Below are 15,213 nucleotides of genomic sequence, written 5' to 3' on the forward strand. Positions count from 1 at the left end.
ATCCGGTCAGTGGCGCCTCGGCGCCGCGTGGCGCATCAGAACGGGATGCGCGCACGTCCCGTGAACGTCCAGATCTGCGTGTTGCCGCCGATGCCGCCGAGCTCGGCACCGAAGCCGACGGTGGTGCCGCTCGCCAGCCTTGCACCGATGCCGCCGGTGACGCGCGCCGACCAGCCCTGGAGCAGTGGTGTCGATGCCAGCGGCACGCCGCCCGCGGCGATGATCGCGGCCGCGTCGTCCCGGGTGAAGTAGTAGTCGGCATAGACGCCGGCGTAGGGGGCCAGCAGCACGCTATCGAGCCACGGTATGGGATAGGAGACCCTGTTGCCGGCCGAGGCGCGGCCGCTGGAGAAGGTCCGGGCCGCCTGCTGGGTGCCGAGCGAATCGACATAGGCGTTTTCCCGCTCCCACAGCGTGTAGACCTTGGCCGATGGCTCGAAGTTGAAATTGGCCCAGCGGTAGCTGCCGGTGAAGCCGGTCGCGAACATCCAGCGATTGCCGTTGAAATTGCCTTGGGCCGTGCCGGCGGTGCCGTCATAGCCGATGCCCGAATAGGTCACCGCCGCGTCGTAGCGGAGTGTCGGGATGATCTTCCAGCCGAGATAGGCGCCGACGGTCCAGCCGTCGCCCTTCAGCTTTCCGTTGATGTCGGTCTCGGTGTAGCTGAAATTCTCGTAGCCGCCGACCACGCCGACCAGCACATTGGACGCCGCCCGATAGGTCAGGCCCGACAGCAGGTTGATCTGCTGGCCGTAGAGCGTGGCCTGGGTGGCTCCCTGGCCGATGCTGCCGGACGAGCCCCAGCGGTCGATGCCGGTGCCGCGCACGTCGATCCAGAACAGCCAGTCCTTCTGCTGCTTGAAGCGTGCCATCGGCGGGGCCTTGGTCGGCGCTGCCCGATCGATCGCGGCGAAGGCATTGTCGATCCGCGAGGACCCGCGCCCGCCGGCACGGCCGGTCCTGCCGGAGCCTCCGTCGCCGGCATAAGCGTTCGAGCCTTGCGACCCGGACTGAGGCTTGTCGTCGTCGTCGCCGTCAGGCTGGGCGGCGAAGTTGACACGCAGGCCGCCCGCGCCCGGCGTGATGTATTGCCCGCCGTCGTTGAATCCTTCGGAGATCGCGGTGTCGATCGCGCCGGAGATCGCCTGTCCCGAGCTTTGCGCCACGATCTTGGTGACGTTGAGCTGCAGCGCGCGCAGCTTGGCGCTGTCGGCGGGAATGTCGACCGACTGGGTCAGGGCCGGGGATGTCGAGGCATTGAAGGCTGGACTGCCGTTGTAGGTCGCGGTGATCGTGTGATTGCCGACGGCGAGCGTGGTCGTTGCGAAGGTGGCGACGCCGGCCGACAGCGTGGACGTGCCGATCGGCGTGCCGCCATCGTTGAAGGTCACGGTGCCCGTCGGTGTTCCGCCCGAGCTGCTCGCGGTCGCCGTGAACGTGACGGACTGGCCGTAGCTGCTTGGATTCTGCGACGAGGTGAGCGCCGTCGCCGTCGTGGCGGACAGATAATTGAACCTGTCTGCGGCCGACGTTAGCGACGTCCCGCCGACCGTCGTTACCGTGACATCGACGGTGCCGGCGCCGGGCGGCGAGGTGGCCGTGATCGACGTCGCCGAGTTCACTGTGAAACTCGTCGCGTTGTTGGCGCCGAATTTGACCGCGGTGGCGCCTGTGAAGCCGCTCCCCGTGATCGCCACGGACGTGCCGCCCAGCGCGGGGCCGGAGGTCGGTGAAATCGAGGTGACGGACGGAGCAGGTGTGTAATTGAACTGATCCGATGCCGATGTGGCGGACGTTCCCCCCGGCGTCGTCACGGTGATATCGACGATGCCGGCGCCGGCCGGCGAAACCGCCGTGATGGACGTCGCCGAATTGACCGTGAAGCTGGTCGCATTGGTTGCGCCGAACTTCACAATGGTCGCGCCGGACAACGCGGTGCCCGTGATGGTGACCGACGTCCCGCCCGTCGCCGGACCCGCATTCGGCGCAACCGATGTCACCGCCGGCGCCGCGGCATAGGTGAACTGATCCGCAGCGGAGGTGGCCGACGTTCCGCCCGGCGTCGTGACCGTGACATCCACCGTGCCGCTCCCGGCAGGAGAAGTCGCGGTGATCGAGGTCGCGGAGTTGACCGTGAAGCCGGTCGCATTCGTCGCCCCGAACTTGACCGCCGTCGCGCCGGTGAAATTTGTGCCGGTGACCGTCACCGACGTGGCACCGGCGAGCGGGCCGCCCGTCGGCGCGATCGACGTCACCGTCGGCGTGCCGAAATAGGTGAACTGATCCGCCGCCGACGTCGCGGACGTCCCGCCCGAGGTCGTTACCCTGACGTCCACGACGCCGGTCCCGGCCGGCGAGGTCGCCGTGATCTGGGTCGCCGAATTGACCGTGAAGCCCGTCGCAGCCGCTGGGCCGAAGGTCACGGCTGTGGCGCCCGTGAAGTTGGTCCCTGTAATTGTCACCACCGTGCCCCCTGTCTGCGGGCCCGATGTGGGTGAGATCGAGGTGACGTTCGGCGAGGGGATATAGGTGAACTGGTCGGCCGCGGATGTTGCGGAGGTGCCGCCCGATGTCGTCACCCTGACGTCGACCGTACCGGTTCCCGCCGGCGAGGTGGCCGTGATCTGGGTGGCTGAATTGACCGTGAAGCCCGTCGCAGCGGTCGCCCCGAACGTCACGGCCGTTGCGCCGGAGAAGTTGGTGCCGGTGATGGTGACGACGGTGCCGCCCGCACCCGGACCTGACGTCGGTGAGATTGAGGTGACGGTCGGTGCGGGAATGTAAGTGAATTGGTCGGCCGCTGAAGTCGCAGACGTCCCGCCGGCCGTCGTGACGGTAATGTCGACCGTTCCGGTGCCTGCCGGCGACGTCGCAGTGATCTGGGTGGCCGAATTGACGGTGAATCCTGTTGCCGCCGTGGCGCCGAATGTCACGGCTGAGGCCGCCGACAGATTCGTGCCGGTGATGACCACCGCCGTGCCGCCGGTCTGCGGACCCGATGTCGGCGAGATCGAGGTGACGGTTGGCGGGCCGAGATAGGTGAACTGGTCCGCCGCCGACGTTGCGGACGTCCCGCCAGGGGTTGTCACCCTGACATCCACGACGCCGGTCCCGGCGGGCGATGTCGTGGTGATCGACGTCGCGGAATTGAACGTGAAGCTGGCCGCCGTCGCGCCGAATGTCACGGCCGTAACGCCGGTGAAGTTGGTGCCCGTGATCGTCACCGACGTGCCGCCGGCCGTGGGCCCCGCCGTGGGCGAGATCGAGGTGACGGTGGGGGCGGGGATATAGGTGAATTGGTCCGCCGCCGAGGTTGCCGACGTTCCGCCTGTTGTCGTGACCCTGACGTCGATCGTGCCGGTGCCGGCCGGCGAGGTCGCCGTGATCTGGGTGGCCGAATTGACGGTGAAGCCGGCCGCCGCCGTCGCACCGAATGTCACCGCCGTTGCGCCGGAGAAGTTGGTGCCGGTGATGGTCACGACCGTGCCGCCGCCGCCCGGACCTGTCGTCGGTGAGATGGAGGTGACGGTCGGCGCGGGAATGTAAGTGAATTGGTCGGCCGCTGAAGTCGCAGACGTTCCGCCGGCCGTCGTGACGGTAATGTCGACCGTGCCAGTGCCGGCCGGCGACGTGGCGGTGATCTGGGTCGCCGAATTGACGGTGAATCCTGTTGCCGCCGTGGCGCCGAAGGTCACCGCCGTCGCACCCGACAAGTTCGTGCCGGTGATGATCACCGTCGTGCCGCCGGTCTGCGGACCCGATGTCGGCGAGACCGAGGTCACCGTCGGTGGGCTGACATAAGTGTACTGATCGGCGGCCGATGTCGCAGACGTTACGCCATTGGTGGTCACGGTCACATCGACGGTACCAGCGGAGCCGGCCGGCGCGACCGCGGTAATCTGCGTATTGGAATTGACCGTGTAGCTTGTTGCGTTGATGGCGCCGAACTTCACGCCGGCGGCGCCGGTCGTTCCGGTGAAATTGGTGCCTGTGATGACGACGCTGTTGCCGCCCGCCGTCGGACCCGCCGTCGGAGAAATTGATGTCACCGAGGGCGAGGGCAGGTTGACCGTGATCGTGAACGACGTATCGGTGAAGGTAGGTGTGAAGTTACACGTATTGCCTGGATTACAACCGCTCGCGTACCAAAGCGTGATCGTGTCAGTGCCGCCTCCCGACAGGGAGTTGATCTGGATGTCGTATTCGTCCGTGTGTGAGTTGTTGGACCCATTGTTGACGGGGACCAGCGTGTAGGTAGCCTTGGACGACGTATAGCTGAGGTTCGTTAGATTCAAACCTCCGGCAGTCATCGGGTAGTTGTTGAAGGCGTCGATGTTCGGATTGGCGCCGTTCGATGAGCCGTAGAGGCCAAACGATACCGTAGCGTTGGTCACGCAGAGACCGACTGCGTTCCCTGCGCCGGTCCCGGTCAACGTGATTGTTGCGGCGGTGGTCGAAGCGCTCGTGAAATTACAGGCTGCATTCGCCGCCGTCATGGCGCCGAGCATAAGGACGGCTGCGATGCAGATTCGTTGAGCGGCGCGCCAAAGTCCTCGCAATAGCTGCCGAGGTTCGGTTTGGCTTCTGCGCGCCAAGTCCGCCAATTCCCCGGTTATTTCTGGCACGGCCACAGCAATTGCGTGACTCACCGGCCCCCCTCGCGGCGGCTCTCGATAAGAGAGCTTCCGCCCTGAAATCCCTGATTGTGTAAATGGTCACGTAAATTCTAGCGTGTAGTTAGGACCGGACGCCGCAACCAATTGCAAGCGCGTGCAGGCTGAACGCCCCGAAAACCCACTCGGGGGTACTACTTTCCAGCGAACCGTTGCATTGTGGCAACAAGTGCGTGCTAGAGTAAAGATTGCCGCAACGGCACATAGACGAGTTATGGTTGTGCCAGCGCTTGACTGTTAGCGCAGGCTGAGAAACAATCTCAGCGAGTAGGCCGCTCGGAATTCATTCTTTAATTTAAGTCTTGCCGTCGTTCGCATCGTCATACGACGGGTCGCTTGATTTTTTTTGGGAGGGGTTATGCCGTACCAGCCCGTTATGGGGCAGATCATGCCCTTTGCCGGCGCGATGATTCCCAGGAATTGGGCACTCTGCAACGGAGCGTTGCTCGCGATCCAGACCAATCAGGCGCTGTTCTCGTTGCTCGGCACTTATTATGGTGGTGACGGCGTCAGAACCTTCGCGCTTCCCGATCTGCGCGGCCGCGCCATACTCGGCTCGAGCGGCGGCAGCGGGCAATATCCTGCCGGCATGATCAGCGGATCGGTGTCGGTCAACATGACGGGGCTGCAGCTCCCGCAGCACAATCACATGATCCAGGCGACAGCTGCGAACGGCCAGGGGCGAGGCGCCGCTCCCACCAACAATATCTTCGCCACAACTACCGCGCCGGCCGACAGATATATCTTCCTGGCTGCCGGAAGTGCGGAAACCCCATTGGCCGTCGGCACGAATTTGGTGAATGAGGGCGGTGGCCAGCCGCACAACAACATGCAGCCCTATCTCGTCATCAACTATTTGATCGCGATGCAAGGACTCTATCCGTCGCGAAACTAGACGGTCATCAGAGCAGAGTTTCCGCAAGCCAGATCCAGCTTTTCAAGGCTTTGAACAATAGCGCCCGTGGTGCACCAGCACCGATCTGCTGGCGCGCACAGGCAGGGGGATATTCGAGATGGCAGATCCGTTTATCGGCGAGATACGCCTGTTCGGCTTTCCGCGCGTCCCGGATGGTTGGCTGGCTTGCAGCGGACAGTCGTTGCCGATCTCGCAATACGACACCCTCTATGCGGTGATTGGTACGACCTACGGCGGCGATGGAGCGCAGAGCTTCAATCTCCCCGATCTGCGTGGTCGCGTTCCGATCGGCCAGGGCGCCGGGCCGGGCCTCCCGAACTACATCCTGGGCCAGATCGCCGGAGAGGAAGCCCATACGTTGATCGAGACGGAGATGCCGACGCATAGTCATGCGCTGCTGTCTTCGACGGCCACGGGCACCACTGCGACGCCAGGACCGACCGTGCACCTTGCAACCGGTTCGTCCGGCAATCTCTATGCCCCGGTCATGAATGCCGCTCCCTACGCGACGATGGCTGCTTGCGTCACCACGGCAGGCCAGAACATCGGGCACGACAACATGATGCCGTCCGTCGTTGCCAACTACTGCATCTGCTACGCCGGCATTTTTCCATCACCGGGCTAGGCCGCCCGCGCATTGCGTCCGTCCCAAGGAAAGCCAACATGTCAGATCCCTTCGTCGGCGAAATCCAGGCGTTTCCGTTTCCCTTTGCCACCGGCGGCTTCAACAGCGCCTGGCTGCCTTGCCTCGGCCAGCTCCTGCCGATTCAGGCTTTTTCTCCGTTATTTGCACTTATCGGCACCTATTACGGGGGAAATGGCACAACCAATTTCGCTTTGCCGAACTTGAACGGTTCGGTGACGATCAGCCAGGGGACGGGGCCAGGATTGCAGCCGCGTGTCGTCGGCGAGACCGTCGGCAGCAGTCAGGTGAGCCTGACCACCGACAACATGGCGATACATACGCACGCGCTACAGCTTGGCAGCAGCACGGCGCAAAATGCGGCGCCCGGTCCTGGAACGGGAATGAACATGGTCGCGCTCAATCCGAACTTCAACGGCTTCGTGGCTCCGCCCGGCAATCTCACTTTGTCGCCTAACGCCGTCACGATGACCGGGCAGGGGCTGCCCCACGACAATATGCAGCCGACCCAGGCGCTGGTCTGGTGCATCGCCTATGCCGGGACATTCCCGTCTTTCAACAACGCCTGATCGATCGGGATCAAGCGACGGGATGATTGACGGCGCGCCGCTCGACATCCTCCCGGACGATCCGGGTCTGCGGCTGCGGCCAGCAAGCCCGGCTGACGAGCCGTTCGTCCGTGAGCTCTTCCGGGAGGTGCGAGCGGGAGAATTCACCGCAGCAGGTTTGTCCGGACCGATCCTCGAGCAGGTCATCGCGCAACAATTGCGCAGCCAGGCTGCCGGCTACGCCGCACAATATCCCGGTGCGATCTCGCTGATCATCACGCGACAGGCGACGGCCATCGGCCGGCTCCTGCTCGATTGCGTGCCCGTGCGCTGGCACGTCATCGACATCGCGCTGTTGCCGGCTGTGCGCAATCGCGGCGTCGGCTCGGAGATATTCGACGCGCTCGAGGCGAGCGCGCGCCGGCGGCGTGTCGGAGCGCTGACGCTTACGGTGCTCGCGGGCAATCTGGCCGCACGCCGGTTTTACCTGCGGCACCGATTTGCCGAGACGGGGCAGGCGGGCGCCGCGCACATCACGATGAGAAAGGATATCGGCTAGCGCGCCGACGCTTCGCTCAGGAATTTCAGGAGCGCCGCGTTGACCTCGTCGGGCCGTTCCTGCTGCACCCAATGGCCGGCGCCTTCGATGATCAGTTTTCGTGCGAGATTTGGCAGCACGCGCTCGAGTTCGTTGACGCGCTTGGCGCCGATCAGGCCGGTGATGACGGCGTCCTTCGAGCCGGCAATGAAGAGGGACGGTTGGTGGATCTGTGCATCCTGCCAGGGCGCCGTCAGCTCCCAGTTGCGGTCGAGGTTGCGATACCAGTTTAGCCCGCCGCGGAAGCCGGATTTGCGGAAGGTCTCGGTGAAGTAGGCGAGGTCGGCCTCGCTCAGCCAGTCCGGCAGCGGCTCATCGGAAATCGCGTGGCCGAGAAATCCTTTGCCCTCCTGCACGAACATGGCCGCGGAGGGATCGGCAAGGCCGCGTCCGCCGAGCACGATGCGCATGGTGCGGGCGACATCGCGCTCGAGCTCGGCTTCGGCAACGCCGGGCGCCTGGAAATACTGCCAGTAGAAGTTGGTCACGCCGCCCTGACGCAGCAGGTCGAGTGGCTTGCCGCGGCCGCGGAATGGCGGCGGTACGCTCAGGCCCGCCACCGCCGTGAAGATGTCGGGGCGGAACAGCGCCGCGTGCCAGGCGACCGGCGCCCCCCAATCGTGGCCGACCACCATCGCCTTGCTCTCGCCAAGCGCCTGCACCAGGCCGACGATGTCACCGACCGTATCGAAGATCGAATAGGCGCTCACGTCAGACGGCGCCGCGCTCTGGCCGTAGCCGCGCATGTCGGGGGCGACGACGTGAAACCCGGCGGCCGCCAGCGCCGCGATCTGGTGGCGCCAGGAATAGGACAATTCCGGCCAGCCGTGGCACAGCACCACCAGCGGTCCCTGGCCGGCCTCGCGGATGAACAGATCGATCCCATTGGCCTTGATCACGCGGGTGGAAGACATCGCTTTTCCGCCTTGTTTCAGGGGTTTGGTCGAGAAATATAAGGTGCCACGATAGGGGCGTGACGAGAATCGTGCAATCTCGGGTTCCGGCACCAGCCTCATGTTGTTCGCGCCGGTTCCAACTGTTAGAACGCCGCTCTCAGGGCTTGGCCATGGCATTTCGTCTCATTTCGCTCCGTCGCAGCCGCTTCACCTCCGGCATGCTGGTGCGCGCGCTTGTCGCCGGGCTGCTGCTCGCGAGCCTCGGTTGGTGCGGAGTGCTCTACGCTGCCAACCAGAGCGTCCAGGGCGCCAAGAAGGCGGACGATTCCGGCTTTGACGGCGATGCCCCCACCGCGATCCTGATCGAGGCCTCCAGCGGCAGCGTGCTGTTCGAGAAGAACGCCGACGAGCTGCGCGCGCCCTCCAGCATGATGAAGCTGATGACGGCGGAAGTCGTCTTCAACGCCATCAAGAAGGGCGACATGAAGCTGACCGACGAATACCGGATCAGCGAGAACGCCTGGCGCAGGGGCGGGGCGCCGTCGGGCGGCTCGACCATGTTCGCCGCCATCAACAGCAAGGTCTCGGTCGACGATCTCCTGCACGGCGCGATCATCCAGAGCGGCAACGACGCCTGCATCGCGCTGGCCGAAGGCATCGCCGGCAATGAGAAGATCTTTGCCGCCGACTTCATGACCAAGCGCGCCCGCGAGCTCGGCATGACCAAGTCGACCTTCGGCAACTCCAACGGTCTGCCCGACCCCGGCAACAAGATGACGGTGCGCGAGCTCGGCATCCTCGCCCGCCACATCATCCTCGACTTTCCGGAGTTCTACAAACTGTTCGGCGAGAAGGAGTACACCTGGAACAAGATCCGGCAGCCCAACCGCAATCCGCTGCTCAATTCGATGGAGGGCGCTGACGGCCTGAAGACCGGCTACACCAAGGAGGGCGGCTATGGCATGGTCGGCTCGGCCGTACAGAATGGCACGCGGCTGATCGTCGTCGTCAACGGGCTCGAAGATCCCGAGGATCGCGCCACGGAAGCCAAGAAGATGCTGGAATGGGGTTTTCGCAATTTCGAGACCCGCACGCTGATCGCGGCCGATCAGCAGGTCGGCTACGCCAAGGTGTTCGGCGGCGAGAGCCGTTCGGTGAAGCTGGTCGCCAAGACGCCCGTGAAGGTGATGGTGCACAAGAACGGCAGCGACAAGCTGATCGCGCGCGTCGTGTATAGTGGTCCGGTGCGGGCCCCGGTCGAAGCCGGCCAGAAGGTCGGTGTGGTCAAGGTCTGGCGCAGCGGCAACATCGCGGTGGAGACGCCGGTCTATGCCGCCGAGGCAGTCGGCACCGGCTCGACCATGCGCCGCGCCATCGACGGCGCCAGCGAGCTCGTGATCGGCATGTTCCGCGCAGGCGCCGAGAAGCTCTGACAATGAGTGACAGTACGGTACAGCGGCCGTCCGGACGCGGACGTTTCATCACCTTTGAGGGCGGCGAGGGGACTGGCAAGTCCACCCAGATCAAGAAGCTCGCCGACCGCCTCAAGGCAGCAAGGATGCGCACCCTTGTGACGCGCGAGCCGGGCGGTTCGCCGGGTGCCGAGATCATGCGCCACCTGGTGCTGTCGGGCATGGGCAAGCTGCTCGGCCCCGAAGCCGAGACGCTGCTGTTCGCGGCCGCGCGCGATGACCATGTCCACACCGTGATCGAGCCCGCGCTCAAGCAGGGCATTTGGGTGCTGTGCGACCGCTTTGCCGACTCGACGCGCGCCTATCAGGGCAGCCTCGGCAGGGTTTCGCCCGGTCTGATCAACGCGATGCAGCGCGTCACGATCGGCGATCTCAAGCCGGACCTCACCATCATCCTCGACCTGCCGGTCGAGATCGGCCTCCAGCGCGCGGCCGCCCGCCGCGGCAGCGGCACGCCTGACAGGTTCGAGGGCGAGCAGCTCAGCTTCCACCAGGGCCTGCGCGAGGCCTATCGCAAGATCGCTGCGGACGAGCCCGCGCGCTGCGTGCTGATCGACGCCAATTCCGACCCCGACACGGTTGCCGGGCGCGTCTGGAACGCACTGCGTGACCGTCTCCTTCCGACGCCGGCCTCTGTGGTGTCGGCATGAGCCCGCGCCAGGCCGAGCGCGAGAGCGCCATTCCGCATCCGCGCGAGACCAGCCGTCTGTTTGGCCATCGCGAGGCCGAGACGGCGCTGCTGTCGGCCTATCGCAGCGGGCGCATTCCGCATGCCTGGCTGATCGGCGGGCCGCAGGGGATCGGCAAGGCGACGCTGGCCTATCGCATGGCGCGCTTCGTGCTGGCGCACGGGCAGCCGCTAGCGCCGACCGTGCAGCGCGCCGAGAGCCTCGCAGTCGACCCTGATGACGCCGTGGCGCGCCAGGTCGCCGCAGAGTCCCATGGCGGGCTGCTGACACTGGAGCGCACGGCGAACGACCGCGGCGTGATGCGCACCGTGATCACCGTGGACGAGACGCGCGAGACGATCTCGTTCTTCGGCTCGACGGCAGCCGCCGAAGGCTGGCGCGTCTGCATCGTCGACACCGTGGACGAGCTCAATCCGAATGCGGCCAACGCGCTTCTGAAGATTTTGGAGGAACCGCCGCAGCAATCGCTGTTCCTATTGGTCAGCCACGCGCCGGCGCGCGTGCTCGCCACAATTCAGTCACGCTGTCGCAAGCTGCGCCTGCGGCCACTCGGAACGGACGAGGTGATCAGTGCAGCAGCCGAAGCGGCCGGCCTCGCTCCAACCGATCTGGCGTTGCGCGAAGCGGCCGAGACCTCGGAGGGCAGCGTCGCGCGGGCGCTGACGCTGCTCGGCGGCGATGCGCTGAAACTTCAGCAGCGTACGGCGGCGCTTTTGGCGCGACTTCCACAGGTCGATCCGCGCGAATTGCACACGCTCGGCGATTCGCTCGGCACCAGCGACCGCGTCGCGCTTGCGGCCTTCATCGACGGCATCGACCGCTGGATCGCGGAACGGCTGCATGCGGATGAGGCGAATGCCAACCAGAACCTGCCGCGCCTTGCGCGCCTAGCTGAGGTATGGGAAAAGATCGTCCGCGCCGCGCGCGACACCGAAACCTACAATCTGGAGCGAAAGCCCTTGGTTTTCTCGGTGTTCGGCTGGCTGGCGGACGCAACGCGCTAGAGCATGATCCGGAAAAGTGTGTAGCGGTTTTCCGAGAGGATCATGCTCAAAACAATAACCTAACGCAGGTTCGTTTCCAAATTTTGAGAAGCCGGTAAAGGAATTCGTCGTGGCAACGCGAGCTAAAAAATCCGTCAAGCGCAAGAGCGGCAAGAAAGCTGCGAAGAAGGCCACCAAAAAGGCCGTGAAGGCGCGCGCGTCCAAAGCCGCCAAGAAGGTCGAGAAGACCAAGAAGGCTGCCGCCAAGAAGGGCGTGAAGAAGAGCGCCGCGAAGTCGGCAAAGAAGGCCGGCAAGAAGGCTGCGAAGAAGCAGGTCGTCGCCAAGAAGGCGGTGAAGAAAGCGGCCAAAAAGCCGGCCAAATCTCCTGCGAAGAAGTCTCCTGCGAAGAAGGTGGCCAGGAAGGCAAAGATGACTGCGCCTGCCGTGACCGCCGCCGCACCGATGCCTGTCGCCACGCCGCCGAAGGCCGTGAAGCCCAAGGTGTCGAAGCCAAAAGCGCCAAGCGCGCCGAAGCCGGTTGCAACTTCGCAGGCCGCAGCGCCCGCCGCGGCCCCTGCGCGCGACAACGTCTTCTACATCACGACCGCGATCGCCTATCCCAACGGCAACCCGCATATCGGCCACGCCTATGAGGCGATCGCCACCGACACACTGGCACGCTTTGCTCGGCTCGACGGCAAGGACGTGTTCTTCCTGACCGGCACCGACGAACACGGCCTGAAGATGATTCAGACCGCACAGAACGAGGGCCTGACCCCGTCCGCGCTGGCGGCCCGCAACGCGGCCCGCTTCAAGGCGATGGACGAGCGGCTCAACGTGTCGTTCGACCGTTTCATCCGCACGACCGAGGAACAACACCACCGCTCCACCCAGGAGATCTGGCGGCGCATGGAAGCGAACGGCGACATCTATGCCGACACCTATGCGGGCTGGTACTCGGTACGCGACGAAGCCTACTACGCCGAGGACGAGACGCGCCTGAACGACGACGGCGTGCGCCTCGGGCCGCAAGGCACGCCGGTCGAATGGGTCGAGGAGAAGAGCTACTTCTTCCGCCTGTCCGCCTATCAGGACAAGCTGCTCAAGCTGTATGCCGATAAACCCGATTTCATCGGCCCGGACTCGCGCCGCAACGAGGTGGTGAGCTTCGTCAAGGGCGGACTGCGTGATCTCTCGATCTCGCGCACCACCTTCGACTGGGGCGTCAAGGTGCCCGGCGACGAAGAGCACGTGATGTATGTCTGGGTCGACGCGCTCACCAACTACATCACCGGGGTCGGCTTCCCCGACGAAAGCGACAGGAACTGGCGCTATTGGCCGGCCGATGTGCACATCATCGGCAAGGACATCATCCGCTTCCATGCGGTGTACTGGCCGGCGTTCCTGATGTCGGCCGGCATTCCCGTGCAGAAGCGGGTCTATGCCCACGGCTTCCTGTTCAGCAGGGGCGAGAAGATGTCGAAGTCGGTCGGCAATGTCGTCGATCCCTTCAACCTTGCCGACCAGTATGGCGTCGACCAGATGCGCTATTTCTTCCTGCGCGAGGTGCCGTTCGGCCAGGACGGCAACTACAACCACGAGGCCATCGTCGCGCGCATCAATGCCGATCTCGCCAACGATCTCGGCAACCTTGCGCAGCGCTCGCTGTCGATGATCGCCAAGCAACTCGGCGGCGTGCTGCCGGAGCCCGGTGAGTTCAGCGACAACGACAAGGCCATCCTGGCGATGGCCGACGGCATGATCGCAGCAAGCCGCGAGGCGATGGCGACGCAGCAGATCCATCACTGGCTCAACGCCGTATGGGCCGTGGTCGCGGAAGCCAACCGCTATTTCGCGGGCGAGGCGCCGTGGGCGCTCGCCAAGACCGATCCTGCCAGGCAGAAGACGGTGCTCTATGTCACCGCCGAGGTCGTGCGCCAGATCGCGATCCTGGCCCAGCCGGCGATGCCGACCGCTTCAGGGTTGCTGCTCGACAGCCTCGGTGTCCCCGAAGGCGAGCGCAAATTTGCGACGCTCGGCGGCGCCAAGCGCATCGCGCCCGGCTCGACGCTGCCCGCGCCGACGCCGGCCTTCCCGCGCTACATCGAGCCGGCAGCCTGAGGCGTTCGCACGATGCTGGTCGACAGTCATTGCCATCTGGATTTTCCCGACTTTGCGGAAGATCTCGACGGGATCGTGTCGCGTGCGCGAGCGGCCGGCATCGGGCGCATGGTCACGATCTCGACGCGGGTGCGTAAGCTCAATCAGCTTCTGGCCATCGCCGAGCGCTTCGAGGATGTCTACTGCTCGGTCGGCACCCATCCGCACAACGCGGATGAGGAGGACGGCATCGCGCCGGACGAGCTGATCGCGTTGACGCAGCATTCCAAGGTCGTGGCGCTCGGCGAGGCCGGGCTCGACTATTTCTACGACAACGGCTCGCCGGAAGCGCAGGCGAGGGGCTTTCGCGCCCACATCGCGGCCGCGCGCGCGACCGGCCTGCCGCTGGTGATCCACACCCGCGAGGCGGACGAGGATTGCGCCCGCATCCTGGAAGAGGAGGCGGCACGCGGCTCGTTTCGCGCCGTGCTGCATTGCTACACCGGCGGGCGCGAGCTGGCGCTGAAGGCGGTGTCGCTCGGCCTGTACATCGGCTTCACAGGCATCCTGACCTTCAAGAAGTCGGAGGCCCTGCGCGCGCTCGCGGCCGAGTTGCCGCCTGACCGTATTCTGGTTGAAACAGACTCGCCCTATCTTGCGCCCGGCAAGTTCCGCGGCAAGCGCAACGAGCCGGCCTATGTGGTCGAGGTCGCAAAGGTGCTGGCTGAGGCGCGCGGCGTGTCGTTTGAGGAGATCTCGCGCCAGACCACCGAAAACTTCTTCCGCCTGTTCTCCAAGGTGCCAGCTTGAATCCGGGAGCCGCATGACGCTGACGCTGACGATCCTGGGCTGCGGCTCCTCCGCCGGCGTGCCGCGCCCGGCGCTCGGCTGGGGCGCCTGCGATCCGAGCAATCCGAAGAACCGCCGCCGCCGCTGCTCGCTGCTGGTCGAACGGACGTCCGAGCACGGCACCACACGGATCGTGATCGACACCTCGCCAGACCTGCGCGAGCAATTGCTCTCGACCAATGTGGACCACATCGACGCGGTGTTCCTGACCCACGAGCACGCCGACCAGACCCACGGCATGGACGATCTGCGCTCGGTCGTCATGCACATGCGGCGGCGTATCCCGACCTACTTCAACTTGTCGACCGCCAAGGACATCATGGCGCGGTTCTCCTATTGCTTCATCTCGCCGGAGGGCAGCGACTATCCACCGATCCTGACCCGGCATTCGATCGAGGCCGGCGAAAGCCGGACCATTCTGGGGAAGGGTGGTGCCGTGACGATGACGGCCTTCCTGGTGCAGCACGGCGCCATTCCCGCGCTCGGCTATCGCATCGGCGACGCCGCCTACACGCCCGACCTCAACGACATCCCGCGCGAGAGCTGGGGAGCGCTGGAAAATCTCGACCTCTGGATCGTCGACGGGCTGCGCTACACCAGCCATGGCAGCCATTTCAGCATCAACGACGCGCTGTCCTGGATCGAACGTTTCAAGCCGAAGCGCGCGGTCATCACCAACATGACGGCCGACGTCGATTACGAAGTCATCCGGCAGTCGCTGCCATCGGGCGTGGTGCCGGCTTACGACGGCCTGCGGCTGGAGACGCGCTGAGCGTATCCAGTGGAAATCTGCCGAGACGGCATGCTCCTTGCTTTCGCGAGCCGCATCGTGTTGGTCTAACGTC

At 64.9% G+C, this 15,213-nt stretch carries 12 protein-coding genes; 10 read left to right on the forward strand and 2 right to left on the reverse strand.

Annotated features, from left to right (window positions below):
* Positions 1–35 precede the first annotated feature (35 nt).
* Entirely contained in the window at positions 36–4,508 is a 4,473-nt protein-coding gene (locus BM118_RS02675) for an IPT/TIG domain-containing protein (protein ID WP_092181851.1), read from the reverse strand.
* A 523-nt stretch (positions 4,509–5,031) separates the two neighbouring features.
* Between BM118_RS02675 and BM118_RS02680 the strand changes: the two genes are divergently transcribed.
* From BM118_RS02680 to BM118_RS02695, 4 genes are all read left to right on the forward strand, one after another.
* Positions 5,032–5,568, forward strand: coding sequence for a phage tail protein (locus BM118_RS02680; RefSeq protein ID WP_092181854.1), 537 nt, complete (start codon positions 5,032–5,034; stop codon positions 5,566–5,568).
* A gap of 118 nt (positions 5,569–5,686) precedes the next feature.
* Complete coding sequence (locus BM118_RS02685) at positions 5,687–6,214, forward strand: phage tail protein (protein WP_092181857.1); 528 nt, start codon at positions 5,687–5,689, stop codon at positions 6,212–6,214.
* Positions 6,215–6,252: 38 nt separating this feature from the next.
* Positions 6,253–6,801: a phage tail protein gene (locus tag BM118_RS02690; RefSeq protein ID WP_092181860.1), complete on the forward strand. Its 549-nt coding sequence runs from the start codon at positions 6,253–6,255 to the stop codon at positions 6,799–6,801.
* Between the two features lie 22 nt (positions 6,802–6,823).
* A complete protein-coding gene (locus tag BM118_RS02695) occupies positions 6,824–7,339 on the forward strand; it encodes a GNAT family N-acetyltransferase (protein WP_092181863.1) in 516 nt (171 codons plus the stop codon).
* Here BM118_RS02695 and BM118_RS02700 read toward each other — a convergent pair.
* Positions 7,336–8,292: an alpha/beta fold hydrolase gene (locus BM118_RS02700; RefSeq protein ID WP_092181866.1), complete on the reverse strand. Its 957-nt coding sequence runs from the start codon at positions 8,290–8,292 to the stop codon at positions 7,336–7,338. The genes BM118_RS02695 and BM118_RS02700 overlap by 4 nt on opposite strands.
* Before the next feature lie 152 nt (positions 8,293–8,444).
* On the opposite strand from BM118_RS02700, the gene BM118_RS02705 reads away from it, so the two are divergent.
* The 6 genes from BM118_RS02705 to BM118_RS02730 all read left to right on the forward strand — a co-directional run bounded on the left by BM118_RS02705 (position 8,445) and on the right by BM118_RS02730 (position 15,140).
* Positions 8,445–9,707 (forward strand): D-alanyl-D-alanine carboxypeptidase family protein, encoded by a 1,263-nt coding sequence (locus tag BM118_RS02705; protein ID WP_177233966.1) that lies wholly within the window; start codon positions 8,445–8,447, stop codon positions 9,705–9,707.
* A 2-nt stretch (positions 9,708–9,709) separates the two neighbouring features.
* Positions 9,710–10,396, forward strand: coding sequence for a dTMP kinase (tmk, locus tag BM118_RS02710; RefSeq protein ID WP_092181872.1), 687 nt, complete (start codon positions 9,710–9,712; stop codon positions 10,394–10,396).
* Complete coding sequence (locus BM118_RS02715) at positions 10,393–11,439, forward strand: DNA polymerase III subunit delta' (RefSeq protein ID WP_092181875.1); 1,047 nt, start codon at positions 10,393–10,395, stop codon at positions 11,437–11,439. The genes tmk and BM118_RS02715 overlap by 4 nt, the downstream gene beginning before the upstream one ends.
* A 109-nt stretch (positions 11,440–11,548) precedes the next feature.
* A complete protein-coding gene (gene metG / locus BM118_RS02720; RefSeq protein ID WP_092181878.1) occupies positions 11,549–13,540 on the forward strand; it encodes a methionine--tRNA ligase in 1,992 nt (663 codons plus the stop codon).
* Positions 13,541–13,552: 12 nt separating this feature from the next.
* The gene (locus tag BM118_RS02725; RefSeq protein WP_092181881.1) at positions 13,553–14,329 is read left to right on the forward strand and encodes a TatD family hydrolase; all 777 of its coding nucleotides are present in this window, start codon (positions 13,553–13,555) and stop codon (positions 14,327–14,329) included.
* A 13-nt stretch (positions 14,330–14,342) separates the two neighbouring features.
* Positions 14,343–15,140, forward strand: a complete 798-nt coding sequence (locus BM118_RS02730; protein WP_092181884.1) for an MBL fold metallo-hydrolase — start codon at positions 14,343–14,345, stop codon at positions 15,138–15,140.
* The last annotated feature ends 73 nt before the right edge of the window (positions 15,141–15,213 follow it).

It is taken from the genome of Bradyrhizobium sp. cf659, assembly GCF_900113725.1.
Lineage (GTDB): Bacteria > Pseudomonadota > Alphaproteobacteria > Rhizobiales > Xanthobacteraceae > Bradyrhizobium.

Bases quoted from the DNA above. Each gene is read 5' to 3' on its own strand.
- BM118_RS02675 (WP_092181851.1), bottom strand. From the start codon at position 4,508: ATGCTCGGCGCCATGACGGCGGCGAATGCAGCCTGTAATTTCACGAGC.
- BM118_RS02680 (WP_092181854.1), top strand. From the start codon at position 5,032: ATGCCGTACCAGCCCGTTATGGGGCAGATCATGCCCTTTGCCGGCGCG.
- BM118_RS02685 (WP_092181857.1), top strand. From the start codon at position 5,687: ATGGCAGATCCGTTTATCGGCGAGATACGCCTGTTCGGCTTTCCGCGC.
- BM118_RS02690 (WP_092181860.1), top strand. From the start codon at position 6,253: ATGTCAGATCCCTTCGTCGGCGAAATCCAGGCGTTTCCGTTTCCCTTT.
- BM118_RS02695 (WP_092181863.1), top strand. From the start codon at position 6,824: ATGATTGACGGCGCGCCGCTCGACATCCTCCCGGACGATCCGGGTCTG.
- BM118_RS02700 (WP_092181866.1), bottom strand. From the start codon at position 8,292: ATGTCTTCCACCCGCGTGATCAAGGCCAATGGGATCGATCTGTTCATC.
- BM118_RS02705 (WP_177233966.1), top strand. From the start codon at position 8,445: ATGGCATTTCGTCTCATTTCGCTCCGTCGCAGCCGCTTCACCTCCGGC.
- tmk (WP_092181872.1), top strand. From the start codon at position 9,710: ATGAGTGACAGTACGGTACAGCGGCCGTCCGGACGCGGACGTTTCATC.
- BM118_RS02715 (WP_092181875.1), top strand. From the start codon at position 10,393: ATGAGCCCGCGCCAGGCCGAGCGCGAGAGCGCCATTCCGCATCCGCGC.
- BM118_RS02725 (WP_092181881.1), top strand. From the start codon at position 13,553: ATGCTGGTCGACAGTCATTGCCATCTGGATTTTCCCGACTTTGCGGAA.
- BM118_RS02730 (WP_092181884.1), top strand. From the start codon at position 14,343: ATGACGCTGACGCTGACGATCCTGGGCTGCGGCTCCTCCGCCGGCGTG.